The organism is Streptomyces sp. RPT161 (assembly GCF_027533845.1).
Lineage (GTDB): Bacteria > Actinomycetota > Actinomycetes > Streptomycetales > Streptomycetaceae > Streptantibioticus_A > Streptantibioticus_A silvisoli_A.
This window is the reverse complement of record NZ_JAPZVN010000025.1, coordinates 35,618-49,476: the sequence shown is the minus strand read 5'-3', so window position 1 is coordinate 49,476 and position 13,859 is coordinate 35,618. Positions and strand designations below refer to the sequence as shown.

Sequence of the window (13,859 nt, the reverse complement as noted above, 5' to 3'; positions counted from 1 at the left end):
CACCTTACGGCGGTTTACCACACTTCGCGTACTCAGCGGCCTGCCTCGTATCCGAAGTTTCCTCACCGCCGCCAGTAATGTCCCCTACCCGAACGGGACTTCGGCACGGACGGAGTGGGACGTTGCCTGCACCACACGAACGGCAACTGGCCACGCCCCACATCCAGTTCCGCGGCCGAGGTGCAACGGCCGGGCTGTGCGCGCATCATGCCTGCTGGAACGCATCAACACAAGGTTGGTGACCGAGGTCATGCCACGAAGTCGTCCAGCTCCACCAAGGCGCGGTGGAGCTGGACGACTTCGGCGAGGGCCCGGGGCCTGGTGGTTTCCGCCCGTGGTTCGCACGGCGGATGACGCCTTCACGCGGCCGTGTCCGGCGGCTGATTTCGTTGTGGAACAGCAGCCACTGCTGGGATGAACGGGCTCGTCAGCTGGTTGACGTGCTGGTTCACGGGCGCCGGTCAGGAAGGCAGCGGCAGCACCCTCAACTCGCCGACCGCCGGGCCAGAGCGTGCACGAGCAGATTGGCGTCAACCGTGCCGAGGCCGGTCGCCTGGTCGTATCCGGGCCCGGCGGAGAAACCACCGGGACCGGTGCGACCGGTGGTGACGTCCACGAGGCCGGTGCGCGAGTGGCCGTAGAGGCGGTACAGGAGCCGGTCGATGACGCCGAGCCGGTGCCCGGCTGCCTGGTCGGCCAGCGCCACGATGCCGGCGAACAACGGCGATGCCTCACTGGTGCCGTTGCCGCCCGCGGTCCAGCCGACCCGGGTCGGGTCATAGCTGGAGTACAGCCACAGGGCGCCGTTGGTTGATGCGGCCATGCTGATGTCCGGGGTGCCGCGGTGTGCGCCGACGACGTTGCGCACGGGGTACTGGTAGGTGGGGCGGGCGAACACCTTGGAGTGGTCTCCGCCACTGCCCGACCAGGCACTGTCGGGTGCGATGCGCTTGCCTGCGTCGTCCAGGTGGAGTTCGGTGCCGCCGACGGCGGTGACCAGCGGGTCACCGGCGGGCCAGGCGGAGTCGAGCCGGTTGGCGTGCCCGCCGCCGTCGCCGGAGCTGGCGGTGAGCGTCACACCGTGCCGGGCCGCGTTGGCGAAGGCGTACCGGAGCGTGGTCAGGCTGGTGTAGTCGCCCTGGGCGAAGCCGGGGAACTCGGCCTCGCTGGTGGCCCAGCTCATCGAGACGACATCGCCCTTGCCTTCGTTGACGAGATGGTTGATCGCGCTCATCATCTCCGGCACGCCAACGGGGCCTTCGGTCTCGGCGACGGCGGTTTCCACGAGCACGATGTGTGCGCCGGGTGCCATAGCGTGGGCGGCCTCGACATCAAGGGTGGTTTCGTCCGCCCAGCCGTTCTGGTCGGGGTCCTTGGGGTTGAACGGCGGTACCTTGCCCCATTTGACGACGTCGACGGCGGTGTTCGGCAAACCCCACTGCCGGTCGAAGACATCCAGGTCGTGCTGGATGGTGGGTGAGCCGAACGAGTCCACGATGACGATCGTTCGCCCCTTGCCGGTGATTCCCTTGGCGAACAGCGGCGCCAAGTCGTAGGCGGCGCGGTACTGGAGGGGTGAGTAGCAGCCGCGGCCGATCCGCTTACGGCATTCGCTGGTGCTCACCGGTGCGCTGAACACCGGGTTCGCGTCCTTCGCTCGCTGCGGCCCGGCCTGCGGGGCCGGTACGGTGCGCGCCGGGCCGGCGGTCGCGTACGTGCCCATGGCTGGAGCGAAGGCCAGCGCGGCGGAGAGGGCGGCACCCGCGAGCAGCCTAAGACGCCGCGAAAAAGTCAGGTTCATGACAGTCCTCTCATGCGAATCACGCGGACCTCGACGCGCACTATGGCACCACAACACACCATCCGCCGCGCACTGTAATTCCGTCATCTTTACCCTCCAGAAACACTCCAAGGGAGTAAGGACCACGGGACGGCCCCGCCGTCTGCGGGCTGGGCCATCCAGGGCACTACCCGGGTGCCACTCACTGACGGCTGGCGCCGGGGCATGGCCGGTGGGTCGGCTGGTGAACGTTCCGCACTCGTCAAGGCCGGGCACTCCTGGTGGGGTGCGATTCGTCGGCGGGTGCGGTGAGCCCTGCCTGAGCCGGGAAGCGGATTTCTCGGGGCGCGGATCCCCCGATTGGGCGAGTGTCTCGCGCCGCCCGGCACATCCTCGGCAAGAGTTGGTGCGGACCGAAGGACCCACGAAGTCGTTCGTGGGCCCTTCAGCGAGTCGTGTCACCAACACCCAGGAGCTCGCCATGCCCGTGCGGTGCGTCCATACCGCTGGCCGGGACACCTGCCCGGAGGGCTACTACGCCCTCTACGAGCACGCGAACTACAACACGCCCTGCCCGGGTGGGGCCAGTCCCACGCTGGGGCAGACGGTGATCGCCAACGAGTCCGTCGCCTCGCTCAACGGCTATGACTGGCACGCCGGGTTGACCACGTCCGTGGCCAACAAGACGATGATGCACCTGGAGTTGTTCATCGACTGCGCGTTCCGCGGCCGGTCGATGATCGTGGCGCCGGGCGAGTTCGTCGACCGGCTACCGCCGTTCTTCGACAAGGCGGTCTCGTCAGCCCGCCTGATCACCGGAAGCCACCAGGACGGTGTCCTCATGGTCGCAGACCGCGCCGTCCCCGCCGAGCAAGTCCCAGGCGGGGAAAGGGTCGTAGGCCGCGACGGGGTCATCGTCGGCCGCGAGGCACGCGGTGAGGGCGCTGTGCAGGGCTTCGGGCCGTAGCCCGGTGCCGATGAAGACGAGTTCCTGGCCCTGCTCGGTGTGCGCGTCCCGCGTGCCCGAGGGTTCGAAACGGGCGACCGCGCCGGCCTGTGACCAGATGCCTGTCAGGTGCGGGCGGCTGGCGAGCCAGAAGAAGCCCTTCGAGCGGAGGATGTCGCCGTACGCCCCGCTGTCCAGGCCGCTGGTGACGAACTCCCAGAGCCTGCCGGGGTGGAACGCCCGGTCGGCGCGGAAGACGGTGCTGGAGATCCCGTACTCCTCGGTCTCCGGGACGTGGTCGCCGTTCAACTCCATTACCCAGCCGGGAGCTTGCTGCGCGCGTTCCAGATCGAAGCGGTTGGTGCCCAGCACGTCCGCCGGAGCCACCCGTCCGTACCGCGCGGACACGATCCGCGCGGCGGGATTGAGCCTGGTCAGCGCTGCGCGCAGGGTGGCGGCCTGGTTCTCGTCCACCAGGTCCAGCTTGTTGAGCACGATGACGTCGGCGAACTCGATCTGGTCCACCAACAGGTCACTGACAGTGCGCTCGTCGTCCTCGTACTGGTCCAGGCCGCGCTCGACGAGTGCGTCCCCGGTGGTCAGCTCGGGCAGGAAGTTCGCGGCGTCGACGACGGTGACCATGGTGTCCAGTCGAGCCACGTCCCCCAGCGTGGCGCCGTCATCGCGGGGGAAGGCGAACGTCGCCGCGACCGGCATCGGCTCGGAGATGCCGCTCGACTCGATGAGCAGGTAGTCGAACCGGCCCTCACGCGCCAGCCGGTCGACCTCCTCCAGCAGGTCGTCCCTGAGCGTGCAGCAGATGCATCCGTTGGTCATCTCCACGAGACGTTCCTCGGTGCGCGACAGGGCGGCATCGCCTCCGCGTACCAGCGCGGCGTCGATGTTGATCTCGCTCATGTCGTTGACGATGACGGCCACCCGCAGGCCCTCTCGGTTGCTCAGCAGGTGGTTGAGCATGGTGGTCTTGCCGGAACCGAGAAAGCCGGACAGCACGATCACGGGGAGGGGCAGTGCCACGGTGCGGTCAGTCCCTCGGGTCGAGCAGGCCGCGCTGGTACGCCTTCACCAGCCTGCGCGGCACCTGGTAGACCGAGCCGTCGACCGTGATGGGCACCAGGTCCGGCCGACTGGCCTTCCACTGTGCCCGGCGATGACGGGTGTTGCTGCGGGACATCCTGCGCTTCGGCACGGCCATGGGACCAGTCCTCCTCGGAGTGTGGAGCCCCGAGCGTACATGGAAATGGATTCCATTTCCATCGCGTGCCCGCGAGGTCCGGCCCTGGGATCGGCCCACTGGCGCGAGCCTCGGCGGCCGGCTCCGACCCGTCGCCGGGCCTGGTACTGGCGTCAAAAGAGTTCGGCCTCCGGCAGGGCAGCCGGAGGCCCAGCCAGCGCCGGGATCACGTGTTGCGAGCGACCACGTTCGCCCACCTACGGAAGCACGACGATGTTCAACTTCCCGGTACGCGGATGCCGGGTGGCTTCCGCGGCCACTCCGTAGACGTCGGCGATCAGTCGCGGAGTGAGCACCGCCTCCGGGGTCCCGGCGGCCAGCAGCCGACCGCCGCGCAGCACACAGACGCGATCGCAGAACGCGGCCGCCAGATTGAGGTCATGCAGCGCGATGACGGCCGTGACCCCCAACTTCCTTACCAACAGGAGGGCGTCGAGCTGGTGGCGCAGGTCGAGATGGTTGGTCGGCTCGTCCAGCACCATCACCGACGGCTGCTGGGCCAGCGCCCTGGCGATCAGCACCCGCTGCTTCTCGCCGCCGGAGAGCCGATCGAAGCGCCGCTCGGCCAGTTCGGCAACGCCCAAGGCCTCCAGAGCGGTGCCAACGGCCTGCCGGTCCTCTCGGCCCTCGCCGTGGAAGGCACGCTGGTACGGCGCACGCCCCATCAACACCACGTCGCGCACCGTCAGTTGGAAGTCCGCCGGCGTCTCCTGAAGCACCGCGGCCAGCCCGCGGGCAAACCGCCGCCCGGGCATCCGCCAGACGTCCTCGCCGTCCAACAACACCCGTCCGGATGTCGGCCGCAGCGCCCGGTAGCAGGTACGCAACAGGGTTGACTTCCCGGCGCCGTTGGGGCCGACCAGTCCCAGCACCTCGCCCGGCCCGGCCCGCAGCGAGACCGCGTCGACCAGTGCGCGCCCGCCCGCGAGCACGGTCACCGACTCCGTACACAGCTCGCTCATGCCAGCCCCCTGCGGTACATCAGCCACAGGAAGGCAGGGCCGCCGACCAGCGCCGTGACGATGCCGACAGGTATCTCCTCGGGGCGGATCACCGTCCTGGCGAGCAGGTCGGCGGCGATCAGGAAGACCGCGCCGAGCAGCGCGGCGACAGGCAGGGCGCGCCGGTGGTTGGCACCGACCAGCAGCCGGGTAATGTGCGGCATCATCAGGCCGACGAACCCGATCGCGCCACTGACCGCCACCATCACCCCGGTCAACAGGGCGCACAGCACGAACAACAGGCCACGGAAGCGGCCGACGTCCAGGCCGAGCGCCGCGGCGGCCTCCTCCCCGGCCAGCAGCAGGTTGAGTTGCCTGGCCGTCCCCAGCAGTACGACGGTGCCGGCCAGCACGGCGACCGCGGGCAGCCACAGACCGTCCCAGCCGGTGCCGCCCAGCCCACCCAGCATCCACTGCAACGCGGCCTGTGCCTGCTGCGGTTGGCCGGACGTCACGATCAGCAAGCTGGCCACCGCCGACAGCACCTGGGCGGTGGCCACCCCGGCCAGGATCAGCCGTACCGTCGTCATCCGACCGCCCGATCGCGCCAGAGCGTAGACCACCAGCAACGCGACCAGCCCACCGAGAAACGCGGCGGCGGACAGCGAATACTGTCCGAACAGGGTGACTCCGCAGACAACCACCAACACCGCGCCCACGCTCGCCCCGGAGGAGACGCCGAGCAGTGCCGGGTCCGCGAGTGGATTGCGCACCAGGGCCTGAAGTGCCATCCCGCAGACCGACAGCCCCGCCCCCACAGTCCCGCCGAGCAGCACTCTGGGCAGTCGGACGCCCACCACGATGGTGTCCCGGACCTGCGGCCAGTCGGCGCCGACCAGCGGCGGCGCCAGTCTGTGCAGCAGGATCCGCCAGACCTGTCCGGGCGGCACCGCCACCGAACCGAGAGCGACCCCGAACGTGGCGACCGCGAACAGCAGGACGAGCAGCCCCGCGACCACCGACCAGTACCGGGTCATCGGAAGTCGCCCGGATGCAGCTGCCTGGCCAGCGACTCGACCGCCGAAGGCAGCCGCACACCCAACACCGTCGAGCTGAGCGGCAGTACGGCGAAGTGCCGGTGGCGAATGGCAGGCACGTCCCTGAGCGCCGGGTTCGACAGCAAGAAGGCCTTCTTGGCCGCTACAGACTGCTCCCCGTAGTCGTAGATGACGATGACGTCGGGGGCGCGCTGGGCGACCTGCTCGAACGACACGTCACCGAAGCGTTTGTCGAGGTCGGCGAAGGCATTGCTGCCACCGGCCAGTTCGAGGATCTCGTTGCCGATGCCCGCGCCACCAGCGGTGAACGCGGTCCGCTCGCCGCTGTCGTAGACGAACGCCTTCACCGGCTTCGCATGGGCGAGTTGGGACCGAACCCGGTCCAAGGCGGTGTGCATCGAGGCGACCAGAGCCTTCGCCCGGTCCTCCACGGCGAAGATCCGGCCGATGGTCAGGATCTCCTGGTCGTCGGTGGTCTCGGTCACCGGGCCGGCAGGGCAGTTCTCGATGCTGAGGTGGGTGTTGATGCCGTCCTTGGCGAGAGCGGCACGGCCACGCCCCTGGGACTCGTCGAAGGCACTGGTGAAGCCGCCGTAGACGAAGTCGGGTTCGGCGGAGAGCAGCGCCTCCTGGGAGGGATACCGTTTGGCCAGCACCTTGACCGAGTCGTAGGCGTCCCGGTACTGCGGCAGGACCGCGTCATCCAGGTAGGCGGTACCGACCATGGACTTCCGCAGTCCCAGCGCCAGCATGATCTCGGTGGTGTGCTGGTTGAGCGTCACCGCGCGGGTGGGCGGGTGTCGGTAGGTGGTGGTAACGCCGCAGTTGTGCACGGTGTACGGGAAGCCCTTGACGGTGCCCGTCGGGTCGGGCTTGGGCACGGCCGAGCCGCAGCCCGCCAGGAACAGCAGGCAGACGGCCGCCGCGAGGCCGGGAAGCACGCGCATGCGCATGATGGAGTTGGATCCTCTCACCGGAACCGGGCCGGAGTCGGGGTACAGCAGCGGGCCAGTCTCCTGACTCCCGGATCAGCGCTCCCCTCGGCCTTCCCGCCTTACGGCCGTGGCCTTCGTTGAGGTTCGCTCCCCGATCACAGTGGCGCGACCGTGCCGGAATTGCACCGGCTTCCTGGCATCCACCAACATCTTAGGGGATATGTTCTGCGGCATCTGTGGCAGGATCGCGACCGATGCCACCATCCATCGACCCGGACCGTGCCTTCCCGGATCTCCCCCAACTCGCCGCCTTGGGGCGCTTCTTCACCGTCAGCACCGGTCCACCACCCCACGGCGCCCGCCCCTGGACCGAGTTGGCGACCGATCGCCGCGTGCTCGGCGACCGTGTCGACGGTGTCGCACGACGCCTCGACCTGGCGGAGCGGCGGGTGGCCGCCTCCGTCATGTTCCAGGGGCTGGCGGCCCGGATCTGGTCCCCGCTGCTCGGCGCGTACCTGCGCCACGGACTGCTGCTCGACCTGACCGGCGGTGACCTGAGCTGGCTGCCCGCACCGGGTGGCGCGGTACCACTGCACCTGGCCCGGCCCACAGCCTGTCGGGAGGCTTCGCCGGAAGCGGTGTACTCGATGGGACACGGGCTGCTGGAGCCTGTCGCGAACGCGCTGCGCGATCTCCTGCCCATCTCCCGGAAAGTGCTGTGGGGCAACTCCGCCTCCACCGTCGCGGAGGCACTCCAGGCGGTCGCCACGGCCCACCCCGAGCACGCGCGGCAGGCCCTGACCATCGGCCGTGAGCTGGTGGGGCGCGGCAGTCACCGCGGCCTGGGCGAGTGGCTCACCGGGCCGGGCAACCAGGCTTTCCGACGGCGCAGTTGCTGCCTGTATCACCGCAAGCCCGGCGCCGCTCCCTGCGGAGACTGCGTGCTGCGCTGAAACAGCCCACCCCAGGCCGTGGTTGTCGCCGTCAGCCGTTCAGCTCGCTGACCAGCGCGCGGACGGCCGAGGTCGGCGTCCGAGGGTGAACCACTTCCGTACGGTGCACCAGGCGCGGCGCGCGGATCCGTACGGCCGCCGTCCCGGCGAGGCCGGTGGCCGCGGGAAGCGGGAGCGCGGCGAGGCCGTGGCCGCTCGCGACCAGCGCTCCGAGGCCGCGCACATCGGTCCCGTCGTACGTCATGTGCGGAGTGAAGCCATCCGAGCGGACCGCGGAGCGTAGCTGGCCGAGGGGGACGGCCGTGTCCGGAGCGTCCACCCAGTGGGCGTCCGCGAGGTCCCCGAGGCGCAGTGACGGGCGCCGGGCCAATGGGTGGTCGGCCGGGAGCAGGATCGCGAGGGGCGCCTCGGCAACGGCAAGGGTGGACATCGGGCCCGCGTCCGGCAGCGGCAACGGGTCGCTGGGTGCGGCGACACCGTCCACCAGGGCGACGTCCGCCGCGCCGGTCAGTACCGCCCGCACCGCCTCGTCCCGGCCGCGCACCTCGACTGCGAGCGTGAGCCCGGGAGTTGCCGCACGCACCCGAGCCAGCGCCATGGTCAAGGCGGGCGTGAGTGTGATGGGAGCGCAGGCCACGGCCAGCCGTGCGGGCCGCACCTGCCGGAGCCGGGCGATGTCCGCGCGGGCCGCGTCAAGGCGTAGCAGCAACGGCCGGGCGTGTTCCACCAACCGTTCCCCCGCGGCCGTCGGTCCGACCGGTCGGCGCTCCACCAGCCGGGTTCCGAGATCAGCCTCCAGTGCGGCGATGTGCTGCGAGACCGCGGACTGCGTGTAGCCGAGCCCCTGGGCCGCCGCGGAGAACGAACCGTGCTCGATGACCGCCACGAAGGTGCGGAGGAGATGCGGATCCATGTGCATCAGCATCGCTAATGAAAGATCCAGGGATCATCGTTGGACGTGATGGAGCACCGCCGCCGAGGATGTGTCCATGACGAACACCGCACGTATCGCCCTGGTCGGCGACCGCTCCCCGCAGGTCCGCTCTCATACCCGCGTCCCGGTACTGCTGGACGCCCTGCGGGTCCGCGACGGCCTGGACCTCGACGCCTACTGGATCCCCACAGAGGAGGCCGAGACGGCCGGGTCCGGTGGGGTCGACGGCTTCGACGCGGTCTGGGTGCTGCCCGGCAGCCCGTACCGCAGCGAGGCGGGGGTGCTCGCGGCCATCCACACCGCCCGCCTGAAGGGCATCCCGTTCCTCGGTACGTGCGGTGGCTTCCAGCACACGCTGCTGGAGTACGCCCGCCACGTGTGCGGTCTCGGCGACGTCGTACACGCCGAGAACACACCGCGGTCCAGCGTCGAGGACGCGCTGATCGTCCCCCTGTCCTGCTCCCTGGTCGGCCACGAGGCCGCGGTACTGCTGGCTCCCGACTCGCAGGCGGCCCAACTGGTCGGCGCCGAACGGAGCGTGGAGCGCTACCACTGCAACTACGGCCCGAACCCAAGGTACTTGGACACGCTGCGCGGCCACGGCCTGCGCTTCACCGGCACCGACGAGGCAGGCGACGTCCGCATCGCCGAACTCCCCGGACACCCGTTCTTCCTGGCCACCCTGTTCCAGCCGGAACTACACGGTGACGGCACCCGTCCGCATCCCATCATCCGGGGCCTGGCAGCCGCGGCTGTGCGGCACGGGGGGGCCTGACCGTCCGGTCTTCCGGCGGCGGGCTGCCGCCCCTCACTGGCAGCCCGGGTCACCCGGAGCGACAATGGCCTAGGCAGGCTGGTTGCTGATGCTTCCGGCGCCCGCAGCGCCCCTGAGGTGGAGACGTCCATGACCACACCACGGGACCTGTTCACCGTTTCCCTGGACATCGCGTCCGATCGCCCGGTGGAGCGAGGCGACCTCTCGCTCGCGCTCGCGGGCGCCGAGTTGGTCGACCTACTGGATGCCCAGGCGGTCAGCCTGGAGGGCGACCGCATCGTGCCGAACTACCAGCCGACGATCGCCGATCGCCTGCTGGACCAGGCCGCGTCCTCGCTCGTACGGGAGGCACCGTACGAGTCGATCAGTGACTGGCTGTGGCGCAGGGGCCGCGATCTGTCCTCGGCGTATCTGGCTGAGTTCGAGGCGGAGGGACAGATCACCCTGCAACGGCGTCGCCGCTGGCTGCTGTTCCAGACCACCAGTACGGAACTGGTCGATACGCCCGACCGCCGCCGGGCGGACGACCGCTGGGCGTCGGACGAGCCCGTACTCACCGCCCTGGTGGCGGCGCTCGGCATCCACGACAGACGCACACCGGATACGCCGAGCGTCACCGACGAGTCGGTGCTGGCGGTGCTTGATGCGGTTGAGTACGCGTTGGAGGAACTGGCGACGGAACGGCGACGGCGAGTGGGAAGGCTGGAGGAGGCCGCCCAGAACAACCGTCAGCGGGGGTGGTGAGAGCGGCGGCCTCGATGGCACCGCGCTGAGCGGTGCCATCGAGGCGAAGGCGGCGGCGCCGGGTCAGCCCTCGGTGATCTCGCGGACCTCCGCGGTGACCCTCATGTGCTCGTCGTGGACCTCCAGGAACCGCCGGGTCCACTCCAGCGCCTCGGCCTTGTCCTTGGCCTGAAGGATGGCGTAACCGCCGACGACTTCCTTGCTCTCGGTGAAGGGACCGTCGGTGGCGCTGATCCTGCCGCCGGACCAGGTGAGCCGGGTTCCGTCGGAAGTGGGGGTGAGCCCGGCGGTCTCCTGCATGACCCCGGCCTTGGTGATCTCCTCCAACAGCGCGCCCATACGCTCACCGAACTCCGGGGTGGCGTACTTGATGGGGTGGTCCTGCTCGTCGATGCGGATCAGCGACAGAAAACGCGGCATGGTGACTCCTCGATCAAGGAGGGCGGTGACTCTTTCCCCGCCTCTCACCCTTGCGTCGATCGGGCGACGGCCGGATCGACATCGTCCGGGAAAAATTTTTCCGGGTCTTCTCCGGAGCGCCTCGGCCCGCTGGCGGCGCCACGGTTCCCGCGCCTTGCAGGCTCCGGGTTGCCGGTACCCAGCGCCGAGTGGGATAACAGCGAACGGCCCTAAGAGTAACCATTCCACTACTGCGCGTAGGATCGCGCGAACCGCTGACGTCAGGTCAAGCACTGCCACCGGTGGCGCTTCGCGCCAGCGAACCTCCAGCTGACCACAACGCCCTCGGGGCGACCACTGAGCCGATCGCGTCACACCACGCGGTGATCGGTCGGAGACACGTTAGCCACGGTACCGAGCGGGAAAGCGTGCCATATGGTGCAGATCGGCTACACGATGATGACGGAGCAGGCAGGACCCCGGGAGCTCGTGGACCATGTGGTCCGCGCGGAGCAGGCGGGCTTTGACTTCTCGGTCACCTCAGACCACTACTTCCCGTGGCTCGACTCGCAGGGGCACTCCCCCTACGCATGGAGTGTGCTCGGCGCTGCGGCGCAGGCCACCGAACGTATCCCGTTGATGACCTATGTGACCTGCCCGACGCTGCGCTACCACCCCGCTGTCGTGGCGCAGAAGGCGGCGACCGTCCAGCTGCTGTCCGAGGGCCGGTTCCGGCTCGGCCTGGGCTCGGGTGAGAACCTCAACGAGCACATCATCGGGGGCGGTTGGCCAGCGGCTGCCGTACGCCAGGACATGCTCTCCGAGGCCGTGCACATCATCCGGGCCCTCTTCGCGGGCGGATACGTCAACCACCGCGGTGAACACTTCGACGTGGAGTCCGCCAAGCTGTGGGACCTGCCCGAGCAGCCGCCCCCGATCGGCATCGCGGTCTCCGGTCCCCGCTCCTGCGAACTCGCCGGGGAACTGGCCGACCTGGTGATCGCCGTCGAGCCGAAAGCGGAGCTGCTGACCGCGTTCGACAAGCACGGCGGCAGCGGGAAACCACGAGTCGGGCAACTACCCGTCTGCTACGACCCGGACCGGGCGACCGCCGTACGTAGCGCACACGACCAGTTCCGCTGGTTCGGCGGCGGCTGGAAGGTCAATGCGGAACTGCCCGGCCCCGCCGCCTTCGCCTCGGCCAACGCCTACGTACGGCCTGAGGACGTGGCCTCGTCCATCCCCTGCGGAGACGACGTGGACGAATTCGTACAGGCCGTACGACCGTACGCGGACGCCGGGTTCACCGAGGTCGCCCTGGTCCAGGTCGGGGGCGACAGTCAACTGCCCTTCCTGAACTGGGCGGAGAAGGAACTGCTGCCCGCGCTAAGGCAGTTGTAGTCCACCACGCGGCCGCACCAGCAAGCTGCCCGGGGCCGTGCGCTGGTGCGGGACCGCCCGTCCGGCGAACATCCGCCGGTAGTAGCCGCGGGAAGCCGAGCAGTTCAACTGCGTAGTGGCCGGGACTTCTACTCTTCCAGGTGTGGCAGGCAGCTGTCTGGCCTGTCGCGCGACGCGCGGGAGAGCCGGGGCAGTGTCTTCTCGAAACGCGGCCCGGCGCGGTCGGCGCCGGTTGGGGGCGACAGGTCAACCGCCGAGGGCTGCGGCCATACCGTCGAGGTCGTCGAGGAGGGCACCCAGACGCCGCTGCGGGACCGCTTCGATCATCTGCTGTTCGATGGCGTAGACGGCGGACCGAGCCGCGTCGAGACGACTGCGGCCCTGTGCGGTGAGGTGTGCGGGGAGGGCGCGGCCGTGGTCGGTGGTGGCAGGGCGGGAGATCAGCTCCGCGTCCTGGAGGCCGCGGAGCACGACATTCATGGACTGCCGCGTGACGAACGCGCCACGGGCGAGTTCGGCGTTGGACAGGCCCGGCTGCTCGTCGAGCAGTTCCAGGCACGCGTACTGCGGCACCGTCAGACCGTGCTGGCGCAGTGCTTTGTCCATGGCGCCGCGCAGCGCCGCGGCGGCGCGCTTGAGGCGGTACCCCACGTGCTCGGTGACGTCGTGAGCGGGGTGCGGCGGGGCGACGGACTTTCGGTCTTCCATGTCAGGATTTTGACATAGGAGAGGGCCGTGCGTACAGTCTCTTATGTCAAAGTCCTGACATAAGGAATCGAGGACGCCTCATGACTGTCATCGTTGACGGCCCTGACTTCATCGCTCTGCAGGTACGCGATGTCGAGGCAGCGGCCACCTTCTGCGAAAAGCACCTGGGACTGCGGCGGGCGCCGGCCTCGCCTCCCGGTGCGGTGGTGTTCGCCACCGAGCCGATCCCGTTCGCCGTCCGCGAGCCGCTGCCGGGCGTGGATCTCGACGGCGTCGCACAGCCCGGTCTCGGGGTGGCCCTGTGGTTCCGCACCACGGACGCCCAGAAGCTGCACGACCAGCTCACCGCCGCCGGGGTGCCGATCGTCAGCCCACCCACGGACAGTCCCTTCGGCCGCACGTTCACCTTCACCGGCCCCGGGGGCTACGCCATGACAGTGCACGGAGGCTGACCAACACGCCGTCGCCTTCACCCCGTCCCGCCCCTTCTCGCTCGCGGCGAGTGTGCGCTTCCTGGAGGGCTTCACCCCCGCGAGCTACCACGACGCGGGGGACGGGATGGTCCGCCTAGCCTTTCCTGCCGACGACGGCCACTCGGTGGTGGCCGCCGCGGTGCGGCAGGAGCAGAACGCGGACGGCACCGAGGGCCGGGTCCGGGCCCAGTTCACCCTGTGACCCGGTGGCCGGGGCGACCACCCGGCGGACCCCGTGTCCGCCGGGTCCGCACCCGGCAGGGCCGTCCGGGGCCAGCTCGCCCGCATCCTCTCGCTCGACATGGACGGCAGCGGCTTCCCCCAACTAGCCGCCGCCGACCCGGTGGTGGCCGGGCTCATGGCGGACTGTCCGGGGCTTCGGCCAGTGTGTCGGACGTGGGTGGGAGCACCATGGCGCGCGTGCGCTTCTCCGCTGCTCCCTCGGCGTTCCCAAGCCGTTCGACCGCTCAGGACCAGGAAACGGGTACACAACTCCCTTTTAACGTCACAGCGGTTGCCAGGTGGCCGTCCTGGTGGCATTGATGAGTCGGTGGTGC

General features: G+C 69.6%; 14 protein-coding genes, 1 pseudogene and 1 riboswitch. Of the genes and pseudogenes, 6 read left to right on the top strand and 9 right to left on the bottom strand.

What is annotated here, in order from left to right; translation table 11 throughout:
• Positions 1-484: 484 nt before the first annotated feature.
• The 6 genes from O5O46_RS30980 to O5O46_RS30955 form a co-directional block, all read right to left on the bottom strand.
• Positions 485-1,801 carry a S53 family peptidase gene (locus O5O46_RS30980; RefSeq protein WP_269858955.1) on the bottom strand — a complete coding sequence of 439 codons (1,317 nt, stop codon included), beginning with the start codon at positions 1,799-1,801 and terminating at the stop codon, positions 485-487.
• 778 nt (positions 1,802-2,579) lie between these two features.
• Positions 2,580-3,764, bottom strand: coding sequence for a GTP-binding protein (locus O5O46_RS30975; protein WP_269858954.1), 1,185 nt, complete (start codon positions 3,762-3,764; stop codon positions 2,580-2,582).
• A 7-nt stretch (positions 3,765-3,771) separates the two neighbouring features.
• On the bottom strand, positions 3,772-3,942 hold the full coding sequence (rpmF, locus tag O5O46_RS30970; protein WP_269858953.1) for a 50S ribosomal protein L32: 171 nt from the start codon (positions 3,940-3,942) through the stop codon (positions 3,772-3,774).
• Positions 3,943-4,178: 236 nt separating this feature from the next.
• A complete protein-coding gene (locus O5O46_RS30965; RefSeq protein WP_269858952.1) occupies positions 4,179-4,943 on the bottom strand; it encodes an ABC transporter ATP-binding protein in 765 nt (254 codons plus the stop codon).
• The gene (locus O5O46_RS30960) at positions 4,940-5,959 is read right to left on the bottom strand and encodes a FecCD family ABC transporter permease (RefSeq protein WP_269858951.1); all 1,020 of its coding nucleotides are present in this window, start codon (positions 5,957-5,959) and stop codon (positions 4,940-4,942) included. Before O5O46_RS30960 ends, O5O46_RS30965 begins: the two co-directional genes overlap by 4 nt.
• Positions 5,956-6,933 (bottom strand): ABC transporter substrate-binding protein, encoded by a 978-nt coding sequence (locus tag O5O46_RS30955; RefSeq protein ID WP_269858950.1) that lies wholly within the window; start codon positions 6,931-6,933, stop codon positions 5,956-5,958. Before O5O46_RS30955 ends, O5O46_RS30960 begins: the two co-directional genes overlap by 4 nt.
• Positions 6,934-6,969: 36 nt before the next feature.
• A riboswitch (cobalamin riboswitch) is annotated at positions 6,970-7,138 on the bottom strand.
• A gap of 31 nt (positions 7,139-7,169) precedes the next feature.
• Between O5O46_RS30955 and O5O46_RS30950 the strand changes: the two genes are divergently transcribed.
• The gene (locus tag O5O46_RS30950) at positions 7,170-7,868 is read left to right on the top strand and encodes a (2Fe-2S)-binding protein (RefSeq protein WP_269858949.1); all 699 of its coding nucleotides are present in this window, start codon (positions 7,170-7,172) and stop codon (positions 7,866-7,868) included.
• Positions 7,869-7,899: 31 nt separating this feature from the next.
• On the opposite strand, the gene O5O46_RS30945 is transcribed toward O5O46_RS30950, so the two are convergent.
• Entirely contained in the window at positions 7,900-8,781 is an 882-nt protein-coding gene (locus O5O46_RS30945; RefSeq protein WP_269858948.1) for a LysR family transcriptional regulator, read from the bottom strand.
• A 76-nt stretch (positions 8,782-8,857) separates the two neighbouring features.
• On the opposite strand from O5O46_RS30945, the gene O5O46_RS30940 reads away from it, so the two are divergent.
• On the top strand, positions 8,858-9,577 hold the full coding sequence (locus O5O46_RS30940) for a CTP synthase C-terminal region-related (seleno)protein (RefSeq protein ID WP_269858947.1): 720 nt from the start codon (positions 8,858-8,860) through the stop codon (positions 9,575-9,577).
• A 129-nt stretch (positions 9,578-9,706) separates the two neighbouring features.
• On the top strand, positions 9,707-10,321 hold the full coding sequence (locus O5O46_RS30935) for a GOLPH3/VPS74 family protein (protein ID WP_269858946.1): 615 nt from the start codon (positions 9,707-9,709) through the stop codon (positions 10,319-10,321).
• A 63-nt stretch (positions 10,322-10,384) separates the two neighbouring features.
• On the opposite strand, the gene O5O46_RS30930 is transcribed toward O5O46_RS30935, so the two are convergent.
• Positions 10,385-10,741, bottom strand: a complete 357-nt coding sequence (locus O5O46_RS30930) for a YciI family protein (RefSeq protein ID WP_269858945.1) — start codon at positions 10,739-10,741, stop codon at positions 10,385-10,387.
• A 414-nt stretch (positions 10,742-11,155) separates the two neighbouring features.
• Between O5O46_RS30930 and O5O46_RS30925 the strand changes: the two genes are divergently transcribed.
• Positions 11,156-12,121: an LLM class F420-dependent oxidoreductase gene (locus O5O46_RS30925; protein WP_269858944.1), complete on the top strand. Its 966-nt coding sequence runs from the start codon at positions 11,156-11,158 to the stop codon at positions 12,119-12,121.
• A 246-nt stretch (positions 12,122-12,367) separates the two neighbouring features.
• Here the strand turns inward: O5O46_RS30925 and O5O46_RS30920 are convergent, their stop codons facing one another.
• Positions 12,368-12,829: a MarR family winged helix-turn-helix transcriptional regulator gene (locus tag O5O46_RS30920; protein WP_269858943.1), complete on the bottom strand. Its 462-nt coding sequence runs from the start codon at positions 12,827-12,829 to the stop codon at positions 12,368-12,370.
• A gap of 80 nt (positions 12,830-12,909) precedes the next feature.
• Between O5O46_RS30920 and O5O46_RS30915 the strand changes: the two genes are divergently transcribed.
• Together O5O46_RS30915 and O5O46_RS30910 are read left to right on the top strand one after the other, a co-directional pair.
• Positions 12,910-13,281, top strand: coding sequence for a VOC family protein (locus O5O46_RS30915; protein WP_269858942.1), 372 nt, complete (start codon positions 12,910-12,912; stop codon positions 13,279-13,281).
• 52 nt (positions 13,282-13,333) lie between these two features.
• A pseudogene (locus O5O46_RS30910) lies at positions 13,334-13,693 on the top strand (DNA-3-methyladenine glycosylase 2 family protein); the annotation flags it as partial.
• Positions 13,694-13,859 lie beyond the last annotated feature (166 nt).

What these genes read in the sequence shown, in the direction of transcription:
- O5O46_RS30955 (WP_269858950.1), bottom strand. Translation starts at nt 6,933, where the DNA reads ATGCGCATGCGCGTGCTTCCCGGCCTCGCGGCGGCCGTCTGCCTGCTG.
- O5O46_RS30920 (WP_269858943.1), bottom strand. Translation starts at nt 12,829, where the DNA reads ATGGAAGACCGAAAGTCCGTCGCCCCGCCGCACCCCGCTCACGACGTC.
- O5O46_RS30945 (WP_269858948.1), bottom strand. Translation starts at nt 8,781, where the DNA reads ATGGATCCGCATCTCCTCCGCACCTTCGTGGCGGTCATCGAGCACGGT.
- O5O46_RS30940 (WP_269858947.1), top strand. Translation starts at nt 8,858, where the DNA reads ATGACGAACACCGCACGTATCGCCCTGGTCGGCGACCGCTCCCCGCAG.
- O5O46_RS30930 (WP_269858945.1), bottom strand. Translation starts at nt 10,741, where the DNA reads ATGCCGCGTTTTCTGTCGCTGATCCGCATCGACGAGCAGGACCACCCC.
- O5O46_RS30965 (WP_269858952.1), bottom strand. Translation starts at nt 4,943, where the DNA reads ATGAGCGAGCTGTGTACGGAGTCGGTGACCGTGCTCGCGGGCGGGCGC.
- O5O46_RS30915 (WP_269858942.1), top strand. Translation starts at nt 12,910, where the DNA reads ATGACTGTCATCGTTGACGGCCCTGACTTCATCGCTCTGCAGGTACGC.
- O5O46_RS30960 (WP_269858951.1), bottom strand. Translation starts at nt 5,959, where the DNA reads ATGACCCGGTACTGGTCGGTGGTCGCGGGGCTGCTCGTCCTGCTGTTC.
- O5O46_RS30925 (WP_269858944.1), top strand. Translation starts at nt 11,156, where the DNA reads ATGGTGCAGATCGGCTACACGATGATGACGGAGCAGGCAGGACCCCGG.
- O5O46_RS30935 (WP_269858946.1), top strand. Translation starts at nt 9,707, where the DNA reads ATGACCACACCACGGGACCTGTTCACCGTTTCCCTGGACATCGCGTCC.
- rpmF (WP_269858953.1), bottom strand. Translation starts at nt 3,942, where the DNA reads ATGGCCGTGCCGAAGCGCAGGATGTCCCGCAGCAACACCCGTCATCGC.
- O5O46_RS30980 (WP_269858955.1), bottom strand. Translation starts at nt 1,801, where the DNA reads ATGAACCTGACTTTTTCGCGGCGTCTTAGGCTGCTCGCGGGTGCCGCC.
- O5O46_RS30950 (WP_269858949.1), top strand. Translation starts at nt 7,170, where the DNA reads ATGCCACCATCCATCGACCCGGACCGTGCCTTCCCGGATCTCCCCCAA.